Genomic DNA, 22,761 nt, shown 5'->3' on the forward strand with positions numbered 1-22,761 from the left:
ATAAAAGAATGGCTTCCACATAAAAAATTATAATTGAGGAGAGACCATCATCCATATATTATTTTACAGCTATTGTGATTCCGCTATTAAAATTTATTTCAACTTTTTGTTTTTCAAATACCGTTGCATAATCCACTAAGCTATTCCATAAAAGTGGGTCAAATTTAGTAATCAAATTACCTTGATTTTTTAATTCACCCAGAAAGATTTCAAGATTTCTATGCCTAGTGATTTTATCTTTAATCTGTTCAGTTGTAAGTTCTAGATCAGCCTTAGTTGTATCAAACCTTTCTACAAGGCTATCATATCTTCTTTGATATTCTTCTTGATCTAGAGCAGTATAGGCATTTTGATTTATAATATTTTGAATCAAATCAGCTACAACTTCCAGCTCATTTTGTAAAGAGGCTTTTTTTGTTTTCTAGCTCATCGGTGTTAAAGGTCGTTGATTCTAGAATTTCAAAGTTAGCTATTATTTCATCCTTATCTGAAAGCAGTTTATTTGTAGCTTTTATAAATATAAGTTTGATGTTTTCTTCATCAAGGTGGGGTGTTTTGCATTTTTCATCCCCATCAAACTTATGGTTACATTGCTAAACTGTACGGCGGTACTTACTGTTAGAATGCCATACTTTAGAGCCATACCAGCTGCTACATTCTCCGCATTTAATTTTTCCAGAGAAGATATGAGTGCCACTGTGCCTATTGCGGCCTGCTTGCCTTCTCTCTAGTTCCCTTTGCACCATATCAAATACAGCAGGGTCAATAATAGCTTCATGGTTATTTTCAACATAATATTGAGGAATTTCTCATTCATTAACTTTCTTTTTCTTGGAGAGGAAGTCAACAGTATAGCTTTTTTGTAGAAGAGCGTCTCCTTTATATTTCTCATTTGCTAATATGCTCTTAACTGTACCAGCACTCCATTTTTGTTTTTTACCTGGAGTAAGAATACCATCAGCAGTAAGCTGTTTTGCAATCCCATAAGGGGTCATACCTTGAAGAAACATTCCATATATTCTTTTTACAACAACTGCTTCTTTTTCATTTATTACAAGATTTCCATCTTCACCTTTATCGTATCCAAGGAATTTTCCAAAAGGAACAGTAACTTTTCCATCGGCGAAACGCTTCCTTTGTCCCCAAGTAACATTCTCTGAAATGCTACGGCTTTCTTCCTGTGCAAGGGAGGACATTATTGTAATTAATAATTCACCCTTAGAATCTAATGTCCAGATATTTTCTTTTTCAAAATATATCTCAATTCCTTTCTCTTTAAGCTGTCTAACTGTAGTAAGGCTATCTACAGTGTTTCTAGCAAATCTACTTACTGATTTGGTAATGATTAAATCTATCTTTCCATCAAGGGCATCGGCAATCATGCGTCTAAAACCTTCACGGTGTTTAGTATTTGTGGCAGAAATACCTTCATCAGTATAAATGTCTATAAACTCCCAGTCGTCTCGGCTTTTAATGTAGTTGGTATAATAGTCTACCTGTGCTTCATAACTAGTAAGTTGTTCTTCAGTATCTGTTGATACACGAGCATAAGCAGCAGTTCTTCGTTTCCTAATTTCATTAATGGGAGCAGAGGTGAATCTACTAATTGTGGCTGGTATAGTAGTTACATTTCTAGTTGCTGTCGCCCTTGTCATCTTTTAGCCACCTACCTTTGTGCCCAACAGCATGTTTATTACCCGTCTGGTATTCACCCCAAGCTTCACGCCTTTCCTCTGACCAGCAGTCAGTCCTTGCTGTTGATTTCCATTTTTGAGTCAATATCTGTCCATCATGGAAATGAAATATTAGCTCATCTTGTCCTTTAACTACTATCTTTTCTATTTCTTCAAGAAATACCTCTTCGTCAAATTCTTCTAAACCAAGAACTTCAGCACTATACTTTTGAAGCATTTTTTCTGGGACATCTTTAGATTGGCACTCAGATATGCCTTTTTCACTTTTAGTTCTACAAGTCCAAATGTAGTAGACTTCAGAAGAGTCTTTTCTTTGCCTTTTGCCACTACGCCTATAGCTACAGCCACAATTGTCACATTTAATTCTGCTGGTAAAGCAGGTGGTCTTTATAGACCAGTTAGCAAAGACCCCAAGTTCTCTCCGCCTTGCAAGTTCTACTTGCACCTTATCAAAAGTTTCTTGGTCTATAATGGAAGGGTGAGTATTCTCTGCATAATACATTGGCAGCTCTCCACGGTTAATCTTAGTCCTTTTAGTAATATGATTTTCTACATAGGTTTTTTGTAATAGTATATTCCCCGTATATCTTTCTTGTCTTAAAATGGCTCTTATTGATGAAGCAGGAAAGTCTATACCTGTATATGATTTAATTCCCATTTCCTTAAGTTGTTTTTCTGTATGTTCTGCGGAGTAGCCATTAAGAAAGTTCTCATAAATAAGTCTTATAACTTCAGCTTCTTCGGGAACTATATTAAACTGTTTTCCATCCCAATGGTATCCATAAATGTTGAAAGAGTTAGTTATTCCTTTTTGAAACCCCTTACGAATTGCCCACTTTACATTCTCACTAATGGAGCGGCTTTCTTCTTGGGAGAAAGAGGCTAGAAGAGTAAGCATGAGTTCTACGTCATCACTTAAGGAATTAATATTTTCTTTCTCAAATCGGACCTCAATTCCAAGTTCCTTAAAGTATCTTACTGTTTCAAGGAGGTCTACTGTGTTACGAGCAAATCTTGATATAGATTTAGTTAGAATAATATCTATTTTACCTTCCTTGCAGTCATTAATCATTCTTTGAAATTCAGCTCGATTGTCTGTTGTACCTGTGACTCCTTCATCTGCATAAACCCCTGCATATTCCCATTCCTTATTTTTTTGGATGTAGGAGCTATAATAACTTATCTGAGCAGACATGGAGTGAAAGGTACGACCTTTTTCTATTGAAATCCTGGCATAGGCTGCTACCTTTTTTCTTGTAGGTAAAGTAGGTAGCTTTGCTTCAATTTTCTTTATTTTTCTCATTAGATCACTTCCTTTCCCTTACTATACATCACTCAGAAAGCCCATAAAGTCAAGGAATAGAGGCAATTAATGTGCTAAATATTGGGTTGTATTTTTTAAGCATTTCTTTATCAATTATCTTGTACTCTTCATAGGTGATAAGATTCTTATTCAGCATAGCTTTTGCAATAGCCATTGTTATTCCATAAAGTTTCTCATTATTGAATATCTTTTCATCCATGGTTTTCACCTCCAAAGCGGTAGGTGATATAACAGGTATGTGAACAATAACAAGAACTGCAATTTCTATAGTAGATGTTCTAATAAGTAGAGGGTGGGTTAAAAATGCTTTATTTTTAGCTGATAGGACAGCTCTTGTAAAGCAGGCTAAGAAAAACTTTAAAAATTTACTTCCAGAACTATCTTTATGTAATTTATTAGATGGCAAAGATAATCCAGAAAGTAGAATGGTTTTTTCAACTTATCCAACTATGATGAATGCTATAGATGATGTAAAAAGTAAGGACGGTAAAAAGCTTTATACAAGAGGACATTTTGATTTAATTATTATAGATGAAAGCCATAGAAGTATCTATAAAAAATATCAAGCTATATTTAACTATTTTGATGCAGCTCTTCTAGGGCTTACAGCAACTCCTAGAAGTGATATAGATAAAAATACATATGAAATTTTTGAACTAGAAAACAACGTTCCTACTTTTGCTTATGAACTAGATGAAGCAATCGGTGATAGATATTTAGTACCTTATCATACAATAGAAACAACTATGAAGTTTATGGAAAAGGGAGTTAATTACGATGATCTAAGTGAAGAAGAAAAGGAAATCTTTGAAGAAACATTTGAAGATGGAGTAAAGGAAATTAGTAGTTCTGAACTTAATTCATTTTTATTTAATAGTGATACTGTAGACCAAGTTTTAAAAGATTTAATGGATAAGGGATTAAAGGTTGAAGGCGGAGATAAACTGGGTAAAACCATTATTTTTGCAAAAAATAAAAATCATGCAGATTTTATTATAAAAAGATTTAACATTCTATATCCAGAATATAAAGGAGAGTTTGCAAAGCCAGTTTATACAGGTATAAATTATGTAGATAGTACAATAGAACACTTTGAAATTAAAGAAAAGCTTCCACAAATTGCAGTATCTGTAGATATGCTAGATACAGGTATTGATATTCCTGAGGTTTTAAACCTTGTATTCTTTAAAAAGGTTAGATCTAAAACAAAATTTTGGCAGATGATCGGTAGAGGAACTAGGCTTTGTGAGAACTTATTTGGACCAGGTTTAGATAAAGAAGAGTTTAGAATCTTTGATTATTGTCAAAACTTCGAGTATTTTAGAACTGAAAAGAATGGTAAGGAAGCTAAATTAGAAAAGTCTTTAACAGAAAAACTTTTTAATATTAAATTAGGAATTGTTAAAGAACTTCAGAATTTAGACTATCAAATAGATGGGTATGAAAACTATAGGAAAGAACTTAATAAAGACATTTTGGAAGAAATTTTGAGGATTGATGAAAATAAGTTTAATGCTCGAATGAAGTTAAAGTATCTCCATAAGTTTAATAAAGAAAAGGCATTCGAGAATCTAACTGATGGAGATTTGAGGGAGTTGGAAGAACATATTGCCCCGTTAATTTCTTCCTTAGACGAGGATGAAATGGCTAAAAGATTTGACTTTTTAATGTATACCATTGTATATGCTGAGCTTAAAGGCTTAGAATCATCAAGACCTAAAAACAGGGTAATTACAACAGCTGAAAAACTTTCGGAAAAGGGTACAATTGAAAAGGTTAAGAGACAGGAAGAGCTGATTTTAAAAGTTCAAACCCAAGAATTTTGGGAAGAGGCCAATATTTTAGATTATGAAAAAGTAAGGGAAGCCTTTAGAGATTTAATTAGATTTATTGAGGAAGAATCAAAACAAATTTACTACACAAATTTTACAGACGAGATTCTTACAGTTAAAGAAAATCCTGGGGAATATAGTGTAAATAATATGGAAAGCTATAGGAAAAAAGTTAACCAGTATTTAAAGCAAAACCAAGATGATTTTGTTGTGTATAAGCTAAGGAATAACAAGAAACTTGGAATAGATGATATAAAGCATTTAGAAAAAGTATTATGGCAGGACCTTGGCACTAAAGAAGATTATAAAAAAGAGTTTGGAGATGAGCCTTTATTAAAACTGGTTAGTAAAACTGGTTAGTAAAACTGTAGGACTAGATTCAAAGGCTGCTAATGAGGCTTTTTCAGAGTTTTTATCTGATGAAAACTTAAATGTGAATCAAATGGAATTTGTAAGACGAATAGTAAATCATATTATAAAAAATGGAAGTTTAGATAAAAAAGTTTTAAATGAACATCCATTTAATAAATCGGGTAATGTAATTAAACTGTTTGATGGGAAAATTGATACCGCAAAGAAAATTATTAGTATTATTGATAAATTAAATGGTAGGTTAACTATATAGATTTTTTCTGAAGGAGATTAATCATGGCATACCAAAATATCATGAATTTATGAAACCTTTATTATAGTTTATCAAATATCAAGACCATAAAAAAGATGAAGGAAATGCTATTTCTATTTAGATAGTAGCATAATCCTTTATCTTTTTTAAGAATGCATAGTCATTTAACTAGAACGTAGTCTACAAATAAATCTAATTGACCGATATAGTTTATCCACTTGTTGACAATAAAAAAGAGTAAAGGTATCATAAAAGAAATATGTAAAAATTTTCTGATATTCAATAATAATAAAGGGGTGAATTTTATGGCAGAGGAAACGATAGATAAAAAATTACAGCAACAGTTAACTAAAAAGTTTCATAATGCTTGGGAACAACTGAAGGATGGAGAGCTAGAGCAGGTTTTTGAATTTGGTGAAGCCTATAAATATTTTATGGACCGAGGGAAAACTGAAAGAGAATGCGTTGATGAAATCATTAAACAAGCAAAAACTAATGGATTTGTTTCTTTGGATGAAGTAATGGATAGAGGAGTTGTTAAGCCTGGAGATAAGATTTATGCAGAAAATAAAGGTAAGGCCGTTGTCTTATTTGTGATTGGAACTGAAGGAATAGAAAAGGGTATGAGAATAGTAGGAAGTCATCTAGATGCCCCAAGGCTAGATTTAAAGGCTTATCCTCTCTATGAGGATGGTGGACTGGCGCTTTTAAAAACCCACTACTATGGTGGCATAAAAAAATATCAGTGGGTAGCTACACCACTGGCATTACATGGTGTGATGATTAAGAAAAATGGAGAGAAGATTTCAATTGTTATTGGGGAAGATGACAAAGACCCGGTTCTTTATATTTCTGATCTACTTCCGCATTTAGCAAAAGATCAAATGTCTAAAAACATGGGAGAAGGTATTACGGGAGAAGGGCTTAATGTGATTATCGGTAATATTCCCTATCAAGGTGATGATATTGATGAAAAGGTAAAATTAAATATATTAAGACTATTAAATGAAAAGTATGGGATAGACGAGGATGACTTTACAGTGGCTGAGATTGAAATTGTACCAGCTGGAAAGTCTAGAGATGTAGGACTTGATAGAAGCATGATTGCAGCCCATGGACATGACGATCGTGTTTGTTCATTTGCTGCATATCAGGCTGTATTTGAAATTGAAAATCCTAAAAATACAATTGTTGGACTCTTTGTAGACAAAGAAGAAGTTGGGAGCATGGGGAATACAGGAATGGAATCTATGTTCTTTGAAAATACTGTTGCAGAGTTATTAAATTTACAAGGAATAACAAGCTATCTAGGTTTACGTAGGTCTATGAGCAATTCAAAGGTATTATCAGGTGATGTGACAGCTGGATTTGACCCTAACTTTCCTGATGTATTAGATAAGCGCAATGCCTCCTTCATTGGTAAAGGTGTAACCCTTACAAAATACACCGGTGTAAGGGGAAAAGCAGGATCTAATGATGCCAATGCTGAATTTTTAGCTGAAGTTAGAGGAATATTTAATAATAGTGATGTTACATGGCAGGTTGGAGAGCTAGGAAAGGTTGACCAAGGTGGTGGCGGTACCATTGCCTATATATTGGCTAATAAGGGAGCAGAGGTTGTAGATTGTGGCACACCAATGCTAAGCATGCATGCACCTATTGAATTAATCAGTAAGGTGGATCTCTATATGACCTACAAAGCTTATAAGGCTTTTTATCAGGGATAAAATTTAAATTCAAACTCTTATCAGAGCCTATGGGCTAGATATTAGAAAATACAATTAACTTAATAAACTACCAAGTACCAAATAGTATGCTTGGTGGCGGAGATGGAGGTGAGTAAAATAATTACTCACCTCCATCTTTATTATAGAATTAATACTATATGCTGGTAAAACAGGACTATTGTACTATAAGCATAAAAAGTCTATATTAAGCAACTATAAAATATTGAAATTTACAAGTTTATAGGGCTTTTAAATTTACAGAATATTTTAAAAAATGTCGAAATATAGAATGCTGCGTCGAAGCCTTAGCATAGAAATTTGTATAATTATGTATTAAACTTGTCAATATAGTAAGTTATTTAATGAATCTATGCTTACTCATAGCTTAGAAAATAATTACAGAGTGGTGATGCTATGAAAATATTAAACAGGTTAATTGCTGTATCTATCATGTTTACCTGTATTTGATTCTATCTATGAAATGAATTTAGACCCTCAAGACTATTCAAAGTTACGAAGTACTCATTTTGATAGAGCTGGTAAGGATTTATTTTATGAAGCTTAAAAAGATTCAAAACTGAAAGATTTGTTTACATCTGAAGATTTAGATTTATTTAAAGAAGGACTGGTTCCAGAAAGGTTTACGTGGTATCATCATCAAGATCCTGGAAGAATGCAATTGGTTGATTATATTACCCATAGAAAAACAGGGCATACTGGTGGATATCCTATACCTAATATGATAAAAATTGAAGGCAGAGAAGAAAAAATTAATAGCTTTCTTAGTTTCAATGAAGATGATATTAGTTATGTAGTGGAGCATTACAAGGATGTAAAAAAATATATGCCAAGCGGTGTATATCCATTTGCAAGAGATGCAGCAGATAATCTTATATGTTTTGATTTTTTAAATAATAATGTGGTAGTATTTTGGGATTATGAAATTCCATATAATGACAAGCTACTTTCATGTATATTTATAGCAAATTCATTTACGGAATTTATTAATAAAATAGAATAAATAATAAGAGATTTTTCCCAGTAGAAGTCTATAGGGATTTATGTCAATAGAAAGGGTGGGTATTTTTAGAAATACCCACCCTTTCTGCGTTTTGATAGAAAATTTGACTAGCATCCTTTGATATATGAATTTTACATAAACGTCAAAGAAAATCTTTTTAAGGTTATTTGAAAAAATTCTTTAAAAATTAAAGTATAGTATTCAAGTTAAGATATATTCATTTTCTTAAAAGATAAAATTATAGGTTTCAAGTACCATTGAAAATGACCTTTTGACACTTACTGAATTGCTATTAACATTGAGTGTATAGGTATAAATCTGCCTATGCCCCCCCGAAGGGAGAGAATAAATCAAAACTCCCTACACCCATATGTCCCGAAGGGAAAGAACAAAGTAGAAACCCTCAGTGTAAAAAACTAATAGAATTGCACCAAACCCAAGGAACATCAATCTTTACATACGATAGCTAAGGGAATATAATAGAAGAAAAAGGACCAGAAGGAATAACAAGGTATGAATATAACCCACTAAATCAGCAAACAAAGGTAATAACCCATCAAGGACATATACAAGTTAACCGATACGATGCAGAAGGATTAAGAGCAGAAATAGAAGAAAATGAAAGACTAACGAAGTTTATCTTCCGCAAAGAAAATGTTCTAGTAGAGACGGACAAGGAAGACAATGTTATAACAAGACTAATTAGAGGATATGAAGTAGTAGCAAGCGATATATACCAATTCTTTAGATCAAAACAAAATATGGAGCATTATTACATGAATATACGCATTAGATGGAGATGAATGTTATGACAACTTGGAACTGTTACACCAAAGTTGTCAACTACAACATCAAATATTACTTGAAAAATATGGTGGAGATAAAGATTTATCTAAGGTAAGAACCTTCTTTAATAGTAATCATGTAGAACCTAATTCTAAGGACGGATATAGATTAATGAAAGAAGCTGAAAAGCTTCCTACCTACTCGACTATTTGATGTACTTTACGAACTAATCTAATTTAGTTTGATCGCCACAGAATATGTATATAAGGTATTAAATTAATATTAGGAGTGAATTTTGATATGAAAGATTATTTAGATTTTCTTATAACTGGTAACTTAGCTACGGATATACAAAGATATTTCTTAAAATATGATAACTTAGGTACATATGAGCATACAATAGATGTCATTAATGAATTATCTTATATCAAGAAACATTTTGGACATATCCAATCAGGTAGTTTAATAGCTTGTTATTGTCACGATTTAGGAAGAGTTGTTAGGAGCGATGAAATACTTGAATTTTGTTTGCAAAATAACATAATGGTTTCTGATGAAGAGAAAATATTACCTTCAATTTTACATCAAAAAATATCATGTTTTATAGCAGAAAATGTATTTAAAGTGAATGATACAACTATACTAAACGCAGTCAAATATCACACAACACTAAGAAAGAATCCTAGTATGACTGAAATAGAGGTATTTTTAGCTGACAAAATGAGCTGGAAGGAAGAAGAGTATAGAGAGCTAGCACAAAGAATCAAAGAAACTTTAAAGGAAGGAAAAGAAAAGGCTATATACTATTATTTATGTGACTTACACGATAAAAAGGAGAAGCTAAAACTATATCATTCTGATTCAAAAGAAGCATTCCAGTATTTTAACCAAAACCATATTTTATAAATAGTATTAAAGGGTTAAGTTGTTTGAATAGAGTTTAAATTAGTACGCATTTTTTTATGAGATGTAATAACTATAACTAACTATAAAAACTAATAATTTCTTAAGATACTGTATTATTCAGAAATGAATTTTACGGTATTTTTTATGTCACATTTAAAAGTTTATGTACAGGTGAATTTAAAAGGAGGTATGACTCATGTTAGGAATAAAAACATATAAGGATCTACAATTAGAGAAGGAAATAATTAGGGATAGGATAGAACAATTAAAGCAAAATCAAAAGCTTTTAGCCAAGGAACTAAGGGGTCCTGTAGATATAACAGCTATAGATTATTCTAAAGATAAAGGAGTAGGGATAACTCCAAGACCATTAGAAGATGTACTGGCAGAAACAATGCAAATAGACAGCATGATTTTGTTAGAAGAAGAAAGATTAAAAAATATTGTTAGGATTATACAAAAGATTGATGAAACATTACAACAGCTAGAAGGATTGCATTATAAAGTCGCATATATGAGAGAAGTAGAAAAGAAGTCATTATGGTTTCCTGCTTGCACTTCGGACAAAATAGAGGAAAGTTTTCAAGTATTGTATCTTCTCTAATTTTCAACCGCGTCTTATTTTGACAAACTGGGCACATTACCCATTCATCAGTCATAGGGCCACCTCATTTCACTTAAATTAACTGTCTGATAGATAATACTGTAAATGGGAGATACACAAATAGCAGGCATAGTCTTTGCCATATTCCCTCGTTTTCTATAAACGTACCTAAAAATCTTGTTTTATCGGCCATTATAAAGAGGGCAAAACTTCCTACCGCAAGAAAAAAGCATAATAACGCAATTACAGCAAATGTTACATCACGCATCTTAAACAGCATACAAGAAAGAATGAGCGGCGCAAAAAGCAAAACGAAAAAGCCAATTACAGAGCCATAGCCATGAATTTTTTCCGGCATTGTCACTAATTCTTTTGTTATTCCAACAGAAAATAACCCAGACAAAATACATGCACCAATGGCATAAACTGCGAGTGATACTGTTAAACAGATAGTAAGTGTTTTCGATACAGGGGCAAATAGTATATATAGGTTTACTGCACTAAGTAAAAATAAAATCCCAGCTAACACAAGCCAAATATTATAGATAATGTGTAGAGGATAATTCTTATTACCTAATAGGCTCATTACCATTTTACTTGGATTATATCCTGTGTAAAAAGGAGCAAGAAGAAAGGGTAATAGTAAATCGCCTACCGTTGCAATCAACAAAAATATATAAACTTTTGAACAATCCATACTGGCTATAAAAGCTCTATTTATCATCGTTTTTTTTCCCTCCCAAACCATTTAAGATTTTGAGGGCAACTTCTTTCATCACATCTGCTTTACTAATAGCAATACCTTGTTCTTCATCGCCTAAAACAAGCAAAGTATCACCGGGTTTGATATTAAATAATTCTCTTGCTTCCTTTGGAATTACAATTTGTCCTCTCTCGCCAACTTTCACTGTACCAAAAATATATTTACCTTTAGGTAGGCTCACAACAATCACTCCGATCATATAAATATGAAATTCATACTTTTCATATTTATCGTATATTATCTACGCATCAATGTCAAGAAGTATCTTATTACTAAAGTGTTGAGATAGGGTTAAGTGAGAGTAAAATTTATTAATTGACCTTTTAGGTAAATGGCGGTATAATGATATTGACCTAATAGGTAAATATCAAGTGAAATTGTCAAGGGAGTATTAAATATGCCTACAAAATTATTGGATTTAGAGCATCAAAGACGCGACGCTATTTTGAATGCGGCGTTGAAAGAATTTGTGTTAAGAGGATTTGACAATGCTTCAACAAATGTAATTGCGAAGGAAGCGGGGATCTCTAAAGCCCTGATGTTTCATTATGTAAACAATAAACAGGAACTTTTTCTGCTTGTGTATGACTACTTCACCGAACTTCTTAATAAAGAATACTTTATGCGAATGGATTTTACCGAAAAAGATATTTTTGATAAGCTACGTCAATCGTATCTTCTTCAAATTGAATTGATAAAACAGTATCCTTGGATTTTTGAGTTTAACAAACTTTCTATTGCAACTAACTCTGAGGAAATAAACAAAGAACTTGAGGAAAGAGCTAGCAAAAAGCAATCTTCATGCGGTACTGAAATATTTGACATGATAGATGAATCTAAATTTAGAGCAGGGTTGAATATTGAAAAGTGCAAACAATTTATCTATTGGGCTAATGTTGGATTTACTAATGAAATATTGGATGATATTAGAAATTCTGAAGCTTCAAATCTGGATTATGAGCGTATCGTTTCAACACTTGACGAATACTTTGACGAACTTAGGAAAATTTTCTATACGTCAAGCAATGAATGAGGGGATGGGAGCAATGGGATGATTGAAGCGCGTGAGCCGATAATTGTAGAGTTTCCTTTGAGGGGAGAATGGCTCTCTCCTAACACCCCAGGGACAAAAATTCCAAGCCACGGAACAGATCAGTTAGGAACAAGATATGCTTATGATTTTATACAAGTGGATTGGGAAAGAACGGGTTGGCCTGCCTATCGCGTTAGCTTGCCGCAATATCTTCTTTTTGGGGTTCTCTTAAGTGATTATTACTGTTGGGGCCAAGATATATATGCACCTTGCGACGGGATCGTTGTCCAAGCAGAGGATGGTTATAAAGAACGAGCACGAACGAATTTGCTTTCAGATATGTCTAACGCCTATAAAAATGCTCATTATTTCGATCCAGAAAAAGATGACGTACAATCAGTTGCTGGCAACTACATCATTATGGAATGTGGCGACAATGTATATGCTGCCTTGGTCCATCTTCAAACAGGGTCTATTCAGGTTACGGTTGGTCAGAGTGTAAAAAAAGGTGAGGTTATTGGTAGAGTGGGACATTCCGGTAATTCTTTTGCCCCGCATTTGCATTTTCAGCTTATGGATAGCAGCGACATAGCTACTGCAAACGGATTGCCCTGTGCTTTTGAACAATATGAAGTATTCCAAGATGGTGAATGGCAGGAAGTAGTGAATGGTATTCCAACAGATAAAGATAGGATAAGGTTTTATGTTGAGTTAGCAAAATGGTAACAAGTTATAAATTGGTAAAGTCAAGCAACTTCGGGCCAAGTTGGCCCGAAGTCCGCTACAACTCGATTATTGCTTTAGTCTTTGCCTTTGTCTTCTGTAAGAATTTATTGAAAGTACTATTACCAAGGCACCAGCAATTGATACAGATATTAAAAGCGCTTCAGTACCGTGATTAGCAGCTAGGTCAAATCTTCTATCTACAATGGAACGCATTGTGTTATATAGACCAAATCCAGGGACCAATGGAATAATTCCTGGAATTATATACACAGTAATAGGATTTTTATCTATAATTGCGAATATCTCACCTATTATTGCTATTACTAGGGAAGCTACAAAAGTAGCTCCAACAATAGATCCAGATAGGTTTTTAGTAAAGATATAAATAACCCAACTTAATCCACCAACAAATCCAGATTTAATAAATGAAGACTTAGGAACATTAAACAATACTGCAAAGCCTATAGTAGAAAGATAAGCATATATAAAGTTTGTTATATATTCCATCATAATAAACTACCTCCAAGTACAATTTGCCAAAGCTTTAAAATAAAACCCACTCCAACAGCAATTGAAGTAGCAATAATTATTGCCTCTGCTGCTCTAGCAAGACCTGATACAAGATCGCCAGCAATTGAGTCTCGCACTGCATTTGTAATAGCAACTCCAGGAACCATTACCATAATAGCGCCTGTTATTACTATATCTACATCTAAATTTACATTTATTAAAGGACTAATATAAGAAAGTATAATAGCCACTAAAGCTGCTACAGAACCTCCACAAATGTTTGATAAAAATGGTGGAAACTCAGTTTTCGCCAAATCAGATAAAGTATAGCTTACAATACTACCAGCTATAAAAGCACCTAAGAATGCTGGTAGGTTCCCACCGAATAGTAGTGCAAAAAACGCTCCAGATAATCCCCCACCTAGTAGGGCGTCCACATGCTGTGAGAAAGGTTTTAAATTATCAATTGCCTTTAATGTTGCAAATGCTTCATCTAGGGGCATATTGCTTTCAACAAAACGTCTTGAAAAGTTATTTACTTCAGCAACTTTATTTAAATTAATCCCCCTAGACTTTATACGTTTAATATAGGTTACAATTTCATCCTGAGATTCTCCTTTACTATCTACGGATACAAAAATACCTGTAGGAGTAACGTAAGCCTCCACGTATGGAAAATTTCTTGATTTACATAATCTAGTTATTGTATCCTCTACTCTATATGTTTCAGCTCCACTTTTAAGCATTATTTCTCCAGCATATAGAGCCATTATTAATGTTTTTTTGCGATTAACAGAAACCATAACGTCACCTCCAAGAGCATCATTATACCAGATTGTATTTGAAAATGTAAGGGTAATATTGCTAAATAAAAGATTATTAATTATTGCGAAAAAGGACAATATTATAATAGTAAAATATATAAAGTAAATTAAGTATTAGAATATCTTGTAAATTATATGTAAAAAAATTATAATAGGAAGTGTAATTAGGAATATTTCAAAAACGAAAGGAGAAGGACTAATGAATTTTAACATGTTAAAAGTCAGTGATCCAGAAATTTATGAGGTAATTCAAAAAGAAACGGAAAGACAAAGAAACAACATAGAATTAATTGCATCAGAGAACTTTGTTACAGAAGCAGTAATGGAAGCGATGGGAAGTCAGTTAACAAATAAATATGCAGAGGGATATCCAGCAAAAAGATACTATGGTGGTTGTGAGGAAGTAGACGTTGCTGAAGATTTAGCAAGAGATAGACTGAAAAAACTATTTAATGCGGAACATGCTAACGTACAACCTCATTCAGGAGCTAATGCCAATATCGGTGTATATTTTGCTATACTAAAACCTGGTGATACAGTTTTAGGTATGAATCTATCCCATGGTGGACACTTAACTCATGGTAGTCCAGTTAATATTTCTGGTACATATTATAACTTCGTTGATTACGGAGTTGATGAAAAAACTCATTTAATTAATTATGATGAGGTAAGAAGAATTGCTAATGAAATTAAGCCAAAGCTTATTGTAGCTGGTGCTAGTGCGTATCCTAGAAAGATTGATTTCAAGAAATTTAGAGAGATTGCTGATGAAGTAGGAGCATATCTAATGGTAGATATGGCTCATATTGCAGGTTTAGTTGCTGCTGGATTACATGAAAATCCTTGTGAATACGCGGATTTTGTTACTACAACTACACATAAAACTTTAAGAGGCCCAAGAGGTGGAGCTATTTTATGTAAAGAAGAACATGCTAAGATGATTGATAAAGCAATTTTCCCAGGTCTACAAGGTGGTCCACTAATGCATGTTATAGCTGCCAAAGCCGTTGCTTTTAAAGAAGCATTATCTCCAGAGTTTAACGAATATCAACAACAAGTTATTAAAAATGCTAATAAACTTGCAGAAGAATTGATGAAGAGAGGATTTAATCTTGTATCTGGCGGTACAGATAATCATTTACTATTACTTGACTTAAGAAATAAAAACATTACTGGTAAAGATGCTGAAAAGTTATTAGATGAAGTAGGTGTTACAGTTAATAAAAATACTATACCATACGATCCTCAAAGTCCATTTGTAACAAGTGGTGTTCGTATTGGAACCCCTGCTGTTACTACAAGAGGAATGAAAGAAGAAGATATGGCAACTATTGCAGACATTATAGGTACTATTATAGACAATCCAGAAAAAATAGCCGAAGTTTCTCAAATGGTAAAAAATCTTTGCCAAAGATTTAAATTATACGAGTAAACTTAAAAAAATTAATACATAGACTTATTATATAACTAAGCGCAAATATATTTGCATATACTGCAAGGATATTTGCGCTTTTTTAAAAATCATGTTATAAGGATAAAATAAATATACTGCAAGATTGTTGAAAAATGCAGATTGATGTTTTTAATTTAAAATTGGCTCGTATTTTGCATATATTTAAAGTTGACTAATAATTCGAAAAATGGAGGGATCATTTTGGAAAATATCAAAGTAATAATTTGGGGCTTTGGAGCAATGGGAAGTGGTATGGCTAAAATGTTAGTAAATAAAAAAGGTGTAGAAATTGTAGGAGTATGCGATAAAGCTGAACATAGAGTAGGAAAAGATATGTATGAAGTTATTGGTGTTAAAAGTGAAGGGGATAAGCCTGTAATTATTAAAGATAATATTGAAGAAATAGTTAAAAATACAAAAGCCGATGTTGCATTACTTGCAACTGACTCTTTCACAAGAGGTGCTTTCGATAAGATAAAATTTATTCTAGAAAATAAAATTAATGTAATATCTACAGCAGAAGAAATGGCATATCCTGAGGCACAAGAACCAGAGCTTGCCAAAGAACTAGATAGAATTGCTAAGGAAAATGGAGTAACAGTTTTAGGTACTGGTATTAATCCTGGATTTGTATTAGACTTATTGATTTTGGCATTAACGGGAACATGTGAAAATGTTGAACATATTAAAGCAGCTAGAGTCAACGACTTATCTCCATTTGGGCATGCCGTAATGGTAGAGCAAGGTGTTGGTTTAACAGTTAAGGACTTTGAAGAAGGTGTAAAAAACAGCAAAGTAGCTGGGCACGTTGGTTTTCCAGAATCTATTAGAATGGTAGCTGATGGTATTGGCTGGAAAGTAGAAAAAATCGATCAAACAAGAGAAGCTATAGTATCAAATGTTTACCGTGAGACACCTTATGCAAAGGTAGAGCCAGGAAATGTAGCAGGGTGCCGCCAATGTGGATATGCTTATGTTGATGGAGAGATGAAAATTGAAATGGAGCATCCACAACAAATCTTACCTGAAAAAGAAAACCTAGAAACAGGAGATTATATTTGGATTAAAGGTACACCTAATATATCTATGGAAATTAAACCGGAAATCCCTGGTGGTATTGGTACTATATCTATGTGTGTAAATATGATTCCGCATGTAATTAATGCAAGACCTGGACTTAAAACAATGTTAGATTTACCTGTTCCAAGAGCTATAATGGGTGACATGAGAGATCTTATAGAAAGGTAGGAGTTTTTTTATGGTAGTAAAAAAAGGAGCTTGGGTAAGAATACACGATATTGTTCTTATGCCTAATGATAGAGCAACAAACTTACCTGAAGATACAAAAGAAGTACCACTAGAAATGTGGACTAAGGGTTTTCTAATGGAAGATGGAGAAATAGGAAAAACTGTAGAAATTAAAACTATAACAGGTCGTTACGTTAAAGGTACTTTAATAGAAGTAAATCCACACTATGACCATGATTTTGGGAAGTTTGTACCTGAAATTCTGCAAATAGGACTCCAATTAAAAGAAGTACTTTGGGGAGGTGCAGATAATGAGTAAAGATATGAGTTACGAAGCAGTTATGTCTAGACGTAGTGAAATTATGAAAAAATCTGTAGGGATAGATTATGCTACTTTTGAATCTGGTGGAATAGCCTTTGATTATGAGAAAATGATGAAAGAAACAGGATATACCCTTGAAGAGATGCAAGAAATTCAAGGAAGCACTGGAGTAGGTAATACCCCTTTACTAGAACTTAAAAATTTAACAGCCCTTGCTAGAAAATTTGCTCCTAAAGGAAATGGTGCAAGAATTTTTATTAAAGACGAGGCTTCTAATCCTTCAGGTAGCTTTAAAGCTAGAAGAGCAGCTAATGCTGTATATCATGCTAAAAAATTAGGATACAAGGGTGTAATCGCGGCAACCAGCGGTAATTATGGTGCTGCAGTTGCAAGTCAAGCTGCAATGCATGGCTTAAAATGTATTATAGTTCAAGAATGCTATGATAGTACCGGAAAAGGACAACCTGAAATTATTGAAAAAGCAAGAAAATGTGAAGCATATGGAGCAGAAGTAGTACAGCTAACTGTAGGTCCAGAACTTTTTTATACATTCTTAAAGCTACTTGAAGAAACAGGTTATTTTAATGCATCATTATACACTCCTTTTGGAATTGCAGGGGTAGAAACTTTAGGATATGAGCTAGCAATGCAATTTAGACAAAGAGAAGGACGTGACCCTGATGTGGTAGTTTGTACTAATGCTGGGGGCGGAAACTTAACTGGTACTGCAAGAGGATTAATAAAGGCAGGAGCTGAAAAAACACAAGTAGTGGGAGCAAGTGTTAATTTGAAAGGACTTCATATGGCAAGTGATCAGTTATTTAATAAAAAATCTTTTACGACTGGTCATACAGGCTTTGGAATACCTTTTTCAACATGGCCGGATCGTTCTGATGTTCCTCGTTCTGCTGCAAGACCTTTAAGGTATATGGATAGATATGTTCTTGTAAACCAAGGAGAAGTATTTTACATGACAGAAGCATTAGCACAACTAGAGGGGCTCGAAAGAGGACCAGCAGGTAATACTTCTTTAGTCGCTGCATTTAGTCTAGCCCAAGAGCTAAAAGAAGATCAAATTATTGTAGTACAAGAGACTGAATATACAGGAGCTGGAAAACATATTCAGCCACAATTATCATTTGCAAGAGAAAATGGAATAGAGATTTTCTTTGGCAACCCACAGGATGAGGTACAAGGTGAGAATATAATTTTACCATCTCATCCATCACAAATTAAAGCTAATGAAGTTGATTTAAATAAACTAAAAACTTCTTATATTAGAAATTGTATAGATCAAAAGCAAGTTAAAGAAATTAGCGGTGAAGATATTAAATTCATTATGGAAGACTGTAAGGCTTCCAAAGAGTTTGTAGAAAAGACACTTAATAATCTTGGAGTAAATATAAAAGAGTAGTTAAATTTTGGAGGTGCAATAATTAATGAAAAGAGCTGATGATTTTAAGGTGCGTAGTGCACATTTAAAAGATTTAACAGATGAGCAACTAGAGCAAAAATTTTGGCAGTTGGCAGAACAAATAGTAGATCCATTAATCGACCTTGCTACAAAGAACACATCCCCGTCAATTGAAAGATCTGTTTTACTAAGAATGGGATTTTCAAGTATAGAAGCCAAAGCTATTGTTGAAGGAGTTATAGATAGAGGACTAATAGGAAAAGGTGCAGGACATGTTGTATATAAGGTAGCAAAAAATAAAAATATAGATATAAGAGAAGCAGGTCTTGCTTTAGCAGAAGGTAAATACTGGGATGATGCTGTTAATCTTTTTAAAGGGGGGGATAAATAATGGAATTAAAGCCAAATGAAAAATTAGATATTAAAAATATACTTAAAGATTTAGATAAATATACACCTAAAAGACGTGGATGGGTTTGGAGAAAAAAAGAAAAAGATTTACAAATGGGTCCTTTCACATTTAATGATGCATCTACTCCATTAAAAAACAGTATTCCCCTTCCATCAGCAAAATACTTTGGAGATATAGATCCTCAGCCAAATAATGTTATTACCACTGAAATTGCTTCAGGTAGATTTGAAGACGATATAAGAAGAATGAGAATGGCGGCTTGGCATGGTGCAGACCATATAATGGTAATTAGAACTGCAGGACAAAGTCACTTCGATGGGTTAGTTGAAGGAACACCTCAAGGCATTGGTGGTATTCCAATTACTAGAAAACAAGTTAGGGCTCAAAGAAAGGCATTAGATTTTATTGAAGAAGAAGTTGGAAGACCGATTAATTACCATTCATATATTAGTGGTGTAGCAGGACCTGAAATTGCTGTTATGTTTGCAGAAGAAGGGGTAAATGGTGCTCACCAGGACCCTCAATACAACGTGCTTTACAGAAATGTTAACATGATAAGATCTTTTGTTGATGCTGCTGAAGCTAAAAGATTAATGGTTTGGGCTGATATTGCACAAATTGACGGCGCTCACAATGCTAACGCTACAGCAAGAGAAGCTTGGAAGGTTATGCCAGAGTTAATGGTTCAACACGCATTAAACTCTATGTACTCTGCAAAGGTAGGAATGAAAAAAGAAAATATTTGTCTATCTACAGTACCTCCTACTGCACCTCCAGCAAATTGCTTAAAACTAGACCTACCTTATGCTGTTGCATTAAGGGAAGTATTTAAAGATTATAAGATGAGAGCTCAAATGAATACAAAGTATATGGAATCTTCTACAAGAGAAGCTACAGTAACCCATGTACTTAACCTTTTAATTTCAAGACTTACAAGAGCTGAAATTCAATCTACAATCACCCCTGATGAAGGTAGAAATGTTCCGTGGCATATTTACAATATGGAAGCAATAGATACAGCTAAACAAGCATTAGTTGGTATGGATGGATTAATGGAAATGATTGAATTAAAAGATGAAGGCTTCTTACGAGATAAAGTTAGGGAGCTAAAGGAAAGAGCAGTTCTATTTATGGAAGAAGTATTAGAAGTAGGTGGATTCTTTAAAGCTGTTGAAGAAGGCTTCTTTGTAGATTCTGGCCAATATCCAGAGAGAAATGGAGATGGAATAGCTAGAAAGATCGATGGAGGAGTTGGTGCTGGTACAGTATTTGAAAGAGATGAAGATTACTTTGCTCCAGTTACAGCTCACTTTGGATATAATAATGTGGAGCAATACAGTGGGGATAAAGAAAATCCATCTAAATTAATAGGTGGAAGTACCTTAGAAGTACCTGAAAAAATTGTATATATAGATGAGCTGGATGAGACAGACAATGTTAATGTTAGATTAGAAGAAACTAAAGCATTAAGAGAGACAACTGAAATTAAACCAGAAGTAGAGTGGGCAGGGGATGGCTATATTATGATGAACCTATTTATGCCTACTACTAGAAGAGTTGCTGAGTTTGCTGCTATTGAAATGGCTAAAAAAATGGGACTTGAAGATGTAGAAGTTATTCATAAAGAAGTTATGCATCCGGCCGAAGGGACAAGGATAGAACTAAAGGGTAGAGTACCATTTACTATTGATACAGCTTCTTTAGTTATTCCTCCAGAGCCAGAAATTATGTCAGATGAACAAATAAGAGAAGATATAGAAAAGAAACCTATGAAAATAGTTGCAGGGACAGTAGGGGAAGATGAGCACTCTGTAGGACTTAGAGAAATAATAGATATTAAACATGGTGGTATCGAAAAATATGGTATTGAATGTGAATATCTTGGAACTTCTGTACCGATCGAAAAGCTAGTGGATGCTGCTATAGAATTAAATGCAGATGCTATTTTAGCTTCAACTATAATTAGTCATGATGAAATTCACTATAAAAACATGAGACGTATTCATGAACTATGCATAGAAAAAGGAATCCGTGATAGAATAATGATACTTTGTGGAGGTACTCAAGTTACTCCAGAGCTTGCTGTAAAACAAGGTGTAGATGCTGGATTTGGAAGGGGCTCAAAAGGTATTCACGTTGCTACATTCTTGGTAAAGAAAAGAAGTGAGATGGAAAATGAAGATTAATGTATTAGTAGCTGAAATAGGTAGTACTACTACTGTTGTTAATGGATTTGAAAATATAAATACATCCTGCCCAAGGTTTGCTGGGCAGGGTCAAGCTCCAACTTCAGTTTTAGAAGGAGATGTTAATATTGGTCTTCAGGAAGCCATTGAAGACTTAAGAAAAAACCTAAATGTAGATAATATTGAATATGATGAAATGTTAGCTACTAGCAGTGCAGCTGGCGGATTAAAGATGACTGTCCATGGATTAGTTTATGACATGACTGTTCGTGCTGCTAGGGAAGCTGCATTAGGTGCAGGTGCTAATATTCATTTGGTCACCGGAGGAAGGTTAAAAAGGACAGATCTAAAAAAAATAAAAGAAGTTAACCCAAATATTATTCTAATTGCTGGTGGGGTAGACTATGGAGAAAGAGATACAGCTCTTTATAATGCAGAATTAATTGCAGATTTAGATTTGGATGTGCCAGTAATATATGCAGGCAATATAGAAAATCAAGAAGAGATAAAAGAAATTTTCTCAGATAAAAGAAATAAGCTGTATATAGTGGAAAATGTATATCCTAAAATTGATCAATTAAATATTGAACCTACGAGAAGGGTAATACAAGATGTATTTGAGGAGCATATTGTTCATGCGCCTGGAATGCAGAAGGTAAGAAGTATGATAACAGGACCTATAATTCCTACTCCAGGGGCGGTAATGGAAGCATCTATGCTGTTTAAAGAAAATTTAGGAGACTCAATTACTTTTGATGTTGGCGGTGCTACTACAGATTTACACTCCGTAACTGAGGGAAGCGAGGAAATAAACCGTATTTTGCTTAGTCCAGAACCAATTGCCAAAAGAACAGTTGAAGGAGATCTGGGAGTTTACGTAAATATGGACAATATTGTAGAAAAGATTGGAAAAGATAAGCTATCTAATGAATTAGGAATTGATATAGAAAAACTACTAATAGACAAAAAACCTATTCCTAGAACGGCTGATGAAATTAAATTTGTTGAAAGATTAACTTTAGAAGCGGTATTAGTTGCGCTAGAAAGACATGTAGGAAAGCTGAGAAACTTATATGGACCAGGTGGAAAAACCATTGTAGCAGAGGGGAAAGATCTTTCAAATGTAAGGTGTGTTGTAGGAACTGGTGGTGCTTTAACCCGACTACCAAATGGAATAAACATATTAAAAGAGGCTATCAGAAGAAACAGTTCTCAACTATTATTACCCAAAGAAGAGGTTGACATTTTTATAGATAACCATTATATTATGGCCTCCTTAGGTGTGCTTTCAAAACGATATCCAGATGCAGCCCTTTGCTTAATGAAGCAGAGTATGGATATTAAATAGGAG

At 33.7% G+C, this 22,761-nt stretch carries 25 protein-coding genes; 15 read left to right on the forward strand and 10 right to left on the reverse strand.

Annotation, left to right across the window (positions count from 1 at the left end; all coding sequences use genetic code 11):
* Nucleotides 1-58 precede the first annotated feature (58 nt).
* The 5 genes from HYG84_RS20670 to HYG84_RS20685 form a co-directional block, all read right to left on the reverse strand.
* Entirely contained in the window at nt 59-373 is a 315-nt protein-coding gene (locus HYG84_RS20670; protein ID WP_330655446.1) for a hypothetical protein, read from the reverse strand.
* Nucleotides 374-511: 138 nt separating this feature from the next.
* Nucleotides 512-697 (reverse strand): hypothetical protein, encoded by a 186-nt coding sequence (locus tag HYG84_RS20675; protein ID WP_330655447.1) that lies wholly within the window; start codon nt 695-697, stop codon nt 512-514.
* Between the two features lie 112 nt (nt 698-809).
* Entirely contained in the window at nt 810-1,655 is an 846-nt protein-coding gene (locus HYG84_RS20680) for a recombinase family protein (protein WP_330655448.1), read from the reverse strand.
* Nucleotides 1,633-2,997 carry a recombinase family protein gene (locus tag HYG84_RS12185; protein ID WP_212377573.1) on the reverse strand — a complete coding sequence of 455 codons (1,365 nt, stop codon included), beginning with the start codon at nt 2,995-2,997 and terminating at the stop codon, nt 1,633-1,635. The genes HYG84_RS20680 and HYG84_RS12185 overlap by 23 nt, the downstream gene beginning before the upstream one ends.
* A gap of 49 nt (nt 2,998-3,046) precedes the next feature.
* A complete protein-coding gene (locus HYG84_RS20685; RefSeq protein WP_330655629.1) occupies nt 3,047-3,217 on the reverse strand; it encodes an SHOCT domain-containing protein in 171 nt (56 codons plus the stop codon).
* Between the two features lie 82 nt (nt 3,218-3,299).
* Here HYG84_RS20685 and HYG84_RS12195 point away from each other — a divergent pair, with 82 nt between their 5' ends.
* The 6 genes from HYG84_RS12195 to HYG84_RS12220 all read left to right on the forward strand — a co-directional run bounded on the left by HYG84_RS12195 (nt 3,300) and on the right by HYG84_RS12220 (nt 9,915).
* Nucleotides 3,300-5,210 (forward strand): DEAD/DEAH box helicase family protein, encoded by a 1,911-nt coding sequence (locus HYG84_RS12195; protein WP_249168762.1) that lies wholly within the window; start codon nt 3,300-3,302, stop codon nt 5,208-5,210.
* Nucleotides 5,203-5,475 carry a type I restriction-modification enzyme R subunit C-terminal domain-containing protein gene (locus HYG84_RS12200; protein ID WP_212382246.1) on the forward strand — a complete coding sequence of 91 codons (273 nt, stop codon included), beginning with the start codon at nt 5,203-5,205 and terminating at the stop codon, nt 5,473-5,475. Before HYG84_RS12195 ends, HYG84_RS12200 begins: the two co-directional genes overlap by 8 nt.
* A gap of 305 nt (nt 5,476-5,780) precedes the next feature.
* A complete protein-coding gene (locus HYG84_RS12205; protein ID WP_212377580.1) occupies nt 5,781-7,202 on the forward strand; it encodes an aminopeptidase in 1,422 nt (473 codons plus the stop codon).
* A 586-nt stretch (nt 7,203-7,788) separates the two neighbouring features.
* The gene (locus HYG84_RS12210) at nt 7,789-8,223 is read left to right on the forward strand and encodes an HNH endonuclease (RefSeq protein ID WP_212377583.1); all 435 of its coding nucleotides are present in this window, start codon (nt 7,789-7,791) and stop codon (nt 8,221-8,223) included.
* Between the two features lie 816 nt (nt 8,224-9,039).
* Complete coding sequence (locus HYG84_RS12215) at nt 9,040-9,222, forward strand: hypothetical protein (protein WP_212377586.1); 183 nt, start codon at nt 9,040-9,042, stop codon at nt 9,220-9,222.
* Between the two features lie 87 nt (nt 9,223-9,309).
* Nucleotides 9,310-9,915 carry an HD domain-containing protein gene (locus HYG84_RS12220; RefSeq protein WP_212377589.1) on the forward strand — a complete coding sequence of 202 codons (606 nt, stop codon included), beginning with the start codon at nt 9,310-9,312 and terminating at the stop codon, nt 9,913-9,915.
* Nucleotides 9,916-10,367: 452 nt separating this feature from the next.
* Here the strand turns inward: HYG84_RS12220 and HYG84_RS12225 are convergent, their stop codons facing one another.
* The 3 genes from HYG84_RS12225 to HYG84_RS12235 are packed head-to-tail and all read right to left on the reverse strand — an operon-like array spanning nt 10,368 to nt 11,463.
* Entirely contained in the window at nt 10,368-10,574 is a 207-nt protein-coding gene (locus tag HYG84_RS12225) for a cysteine-rich KTR domain-containing protein (RefSeq protein WP_212377592.1), read from the reverse strand.
* Between the two features lie 18 nt (nt 10,575-10,592).
* Nucleotides 10,593-11,243 (reverse strand): DUF998 domain-containing protein, encoded by a 651-nt coding sequence (locus HYG84_RS12230; protein WP_249168609.1) that lies wholly within the window; start codon nt 11,241-11,243, stop codon nt 10,593-10,595.
* Nucleotides 11,233-11,463, reverse strand: a complete 231-nt coding sequence (locus HYG84_RS12235) for an AbrB/MazE/SpoVT family DNA-binding domain-containing protein (protein WP_212382250.1) — start codon at nt 11,461-11,463, stop codon at nt 11,233-11,235. The genes HYG84_RS12230 and HYG84_RS12235 overlap by 11 nt, the downstream gene beginning before the upstream one ends.
* A 276-nt stretch (nt 11,464-11,739) precedes the next feature.
* Here HYG84_RS12235 and HYG84_RS12240 point away from each other — a divergent pair, with 276 nt between their 5' ends.
* Entirely contained in the window at nt 11,740-12,315 is a 576-nt protein-coding gene (locus tag HYG84_RS12240; protein WP_212377595.1) for a TetR/AcrR family transcriptional regulator, read from the forward strand.
* 18 nt (nt 12,316-12,333) lie between these two features.
* On the forward strand, nt 12,334-13,041 hold the full coding sequence (locus tag HYG84_RS12245; protein WP_212377598.1) for a M23 family metallopeptidase: 708 nt from the start codon (nt 12,334-12,336) through the stop codon (nt 13,039-13,041).
* Nucleotides 13,042-13,107: 66 nt separating this feature from the next.
* Here the strand turns inward: HYG84_RS12245 and HYG84_RS12250 are convergent, their stop codons facing one another.
* Both HYG84_RS12250 and HYG84_RS12255 read right to left on the reverse strand, forming a co-directional pair.
* Nucleotides 13,108-13,551, reverse strand: a complete 444-nt coding sequence (locus HYG84_RS12250) for a threonine/serine exporter family protein (protein WP_249168610.1) — start codon at nt 13,549-13,551, stop codon at nt 13,108-13,110.
* The gene (locus HYG84_RS12255; protein ID WP_212377602.1) at nt 13,548-14,354 is read right to left on the reverse strand and encodes a threonine/serine exporter family protein; all 807 of its coding nucleotides are present in this window, start codon (nt 14,352-14,354) and stop codon (nt 13,548-13,550) included. The genes HYG84_RS12250 and HYG84_RS12255 overlap by 4 nt, the downstream gene beginning before the upstream one ends.
* A 220-nt stretch (nt 14,355-14,574) precedes the next feature.
* Between HYG84_RS12255 and glyA the strand changes: the two genes are divergently transcribed.
* From glyA to HYG84_RS12290, 7 genes are all read left to right on the forward strand, one after another.
* Nucleotides 14,575-15,807, forward strand: coding sequence for a serine hydroxymethyltransferase (gene glyA, locus HYG84_RS12260; RefSeq protein ID WP_212377605.1), 1,233 nt, complete (start codon nt 14,575-14,577; stop codon nt 15,805-15,807).
* A 222-nt stretch (nt 15,808-16,029) separates the two neighbouring features.
* Nucleotides 16,030-17,076 carry a 2,4-diaminopentanoate dehydrogenase gene (ord, locus tag HYG84_RS12265; protein ID WP_212377608.1) on the forward strand — a complete coding sequence of 349 codons (1,047 nt, stop codon included), beginning with the start codon at nt 16,030-16,032 and terminating at the stop codon, nt 17,074-17,076.
* Nucleotides 17,077-17,086: 10 nt separating this feature from the next.
* Nucleotides 17,087-17,395, forward strand: coding sequence for a 2-amino-4-oxopentanoate thiolase subunit OrtA (gene ortA / locus HYG84_RS12270; protein WP_212377611.1), 309 nt, complete (start codon nt 17,087-17,089; stop codon nt 17,393-17,395).
* A complete protein-coding gene (gene ortB / locus HYG84_RS12275; RefSeq protein ID WP_212377614.1) occupies nt 17,388-18,812 on the forward strand; it encodes a 2-amino-4-oxopentanoate thiolase subunit OrtB in 1,425 nt (474 codons plus the stop codon). The genes ortA and ortB overlap by 8 nt, the downstream gene beginning before the upstream one ends.
* A 25-nt stretch (nt 18,813-18,837) precedes the next feature.
* Nucleotides 18,838-19,203 carry an ornithine aminomutase subunit alpha gene (locus HYG84_RS12280; protein WP_212377617.1) on the forward strand — a complete coding sequence of 122 codons (366 nt, stop codon included), beginning with the start codon at nt 18,838-18,840 and terminating at the stop codon, nt 19,201-19,203.
* Complete coding sequence (gene oraE / locus HYG84_RS12285; protein ID WP_212377620.1) at nt 19,203-21,410, forward strand: D-ornithine 4,5-aminomutase subunit OraE; 2,208 nt, start codon at nt 19,203-19,205, stop codon at nt 21,408-21,410. The genes HYG84_RS12280 and oraE overlap by 1 nt, the downstream gene beginning before the upstream one ends.
* Nucleotides 21,400-22,758, forward strand: coding sequence for a GlmL-related ornithine degradation protein (locus HYG84_RS12290; RefSeq protein ID WP_212377623.1), 1,359 nt, complete (start codon nt 21,400-21,402; stop codon nt 22,756-22,758). Before oraE ends, HYG84_RS12290 begins: the two co-directional genes overlap by 11 nt.
* Nucleotides 22,759-22,761 lie beyond the last annotated feature (3 nt).

The sequence above is a fragment of the Alkaliphilus sp. B6464 genome, assembly GCF_018141165.1.
In the GTDB taxonomy this organism is placed as follows: domain Bacteria; phylum Bacillota; class Clostridia; order Peptostreptococcales; family Natronincolaceae; genus Alkaliphilus_B.

Coding starts and splice junctions, on each gene's coding strand:
- oraE (WP_212377620.1), top strand. CDS start 19,203: ATGGAATTAAAGCCAAATGAAAAATTAGATATTAAAAATATACTTAAA.
- HYG84_RS20685 (WP_330655629.1), bottom strand. CDS start 3,217: ATGGATGAAAAGATATTCAATAATGAGAAACTTTATGGAATAACAATG.
- glyA (WP_212377605.1), top strand. CDS start 14,575: ATGAATTTTAACATGTTAAAAGTCAGTGATCCAGAAATTTATGAGGTA.
- ortB (WP_212377614.1), top strand. CDS start 17,388: ATGAGTAAAGATATGAGTTACGAAGCAGTTATGTCTAGACGTAGTGAA.
- HYG84_RS12185 (WP_212377573.1), bottom strand. CDS start 2,997: ATGAGAAAAATAAAGAAAATTGAAGCAAAGCTACCTACTTTACCTACA.
- HYG84_RS12280 (WP_212377617.1), top strand. CDS start 18,838: ATGAAAAGAGCTGATGATTTTAAGGTGCGTAGTGCACATTTAAAAGAT.
- HYG84_RS12220 (WP_212377589.1), top strand. CDS start 9,310: ATGAAAGATTATTTAGATTTTCTTATAACTGGTAACTTAGCTACGGAT.
- HYG84_RS20680 (WP_330655448.1), bottom strand. CDS start 1,655: ATGACAAGGGCGACAGCAACTAGAAATGTAACTACTATACCAGCCACA.
- ortA (WP_212377611.1), top strand. CDS start 17,087: ATGGTAGTAAAAAAAGGAGCTTGGGTAAGAATACACGATATTGTTCTT.
- HYG84_RS12245 (WP_212377598.1), top strand. CDS start 12,334: ATGATTGAAGCGCGTGAGCCGATAATTGTAGAGTTTCCTTTGAGGGGA.
- HYG84_RS12290 (WP_212377623.1), top strand. CDS start 21,400: ATGAAGATTAATGTATTAGTAGCTGAAATAGGTAGTACTACTACTGTT.
- HYG84_RS12250 (WP_249168610.1), bottom strand. CDS start 13,551: ATGATGGAATATATAACAAACTTTATATATGCTTATCTTTCTACTATA.
- HYG84_RS12205 (WP_212377580.1), top strand. CDS start 5,781: ATGGCAGAGGAAACGATAGATAAAAAATTACAGCAACAGTTAACTAAA.
- HYG84_RS12255 (WP_212377602.1), bottom strand. CDS start 14,354: ATGGTTTCTGTTAATCGCAAAAAAACATTAATAATGGCTCTATATGCT.
- HYG84_RS12230 (WP_249168609.1), bottom strand. CDS start 11,243: ATGATAAATAGAGCTTTTATAGCCAGTATGGATTGTTCAAAAGTTTAT.
- HYG84_RS12225 (WP_212377592.1), bottom strand. CDS start 10,574: ATGACTGATGAATGGGTAATGTGCCCAGTTTGTCAAAATAAGACGCGG.